The sequence below is a fragment of the Coprococcus sp. AF16-22 genome, from assembly GCF_003461545.1.
GTDB classification, from domain to species: domain Bacteria; phylum Bacillota; class Clostridia; order Lachnospirales; family Lachnospiraceae; genus Coprococcus; species Coprococcus aceti.
Genome location: NZ_QTXH01000007.1, coordinates 170,322 through 171,108 on the forward strand (window position 1 = coordinate 170,322; position 787 = coordinate 171,108).

Annotated in this window: 2 tRNA genes and 1 rRNA gene; all 3 read left to right on the forward strand. The window is 43.7% G+C overall.

Annotated elements, in window-relative coordinates:
- Nucleotides 1-213 precede the first annotated feature (213 nt).
- Nucleotides 214-331 (forward strand): 5S ribosomal RNA (rrf, locus tag DWW60_RS09415).
- Between the two features lie 37 nt (nucleotides 332-368).
- Nucleotides 369-442: transfer RNA gene (locus DWW60_RS09420), tRNA-Ile, on the forward strand.
- A 26-nt stretch (nucleotides 443-468) separates the two neighbouring features.
- Nucleotides 469-541: transfer RNA gene (locus DWW60_RS09425), tRNA-Ala, on the forward strand.
- The last annotated feature ends 246 nt before the right edge of the window (nucleotides 542-787 follow it).

Consider the following 787-nt stretch of genomic DNA (forward strand, 5'->3'; position numbering starts at 1 on the left):
TGGATCACCTCCTTTCTAAGGAATGGATAGTAAGGGTTGTTGTGTTGTTAAGCTTTCAAGAAATGCGCGGAATACGAAAAAGACAGCGGTGTGAGCTTGCTCACAGAAAGATGTATTTTGAGTATAGAGCATATGGCGCAAGCCATCAATCGACTCGGAGTGATAACGGAGAGGAGATTGGGCATTTCGTCATAAAAGAAAGCAGAAATATTTGCCGGTGGTGATGCGCTTATGGGAGACACCCGTACCCATCCCGAACACGACGGTTAAGACGTAAGCGGCCGATGGTACTGCACTGGAGACGGTGTGGGAGAGCAGGTGGCTGCCGGCTCCAAATTTGCTTATCAAGTGTAAGCACCAAAGAAAATGGGCTTATAGCTCAGCTGGTTAGAGCGCACGCCTGATAAGCGTGAGGTCGATGGTTCGAGTCCATTTAAGCCCATTAGCCGAAAGGCTGTAATTCCATACGGGGGTATAGCTCAGTTGGGAGAGCACCTGCCTTGCAAGCAGGGGGTCACGAGTTCGAATCTCGTTATCTCCACTGGATGGAAACATCCAAATATGTACCTTGAGAATTTCATCCAGAAAGAGATAATTATTATAAGTTTATAATAAGCCATTAATAATTAACAAGACATCTATTACCAAAATCTGCAGAGCAGATTTTAGGTTAGTAAGTGCGAAGCACTTACAAAGCCAAAAATGCAAAGTGGATTGAGGTACAAAACCAAAAGATAAAGTAGACAAATATCTTAAAGCTTTTTAGAAAGAGACCACAACACATCAA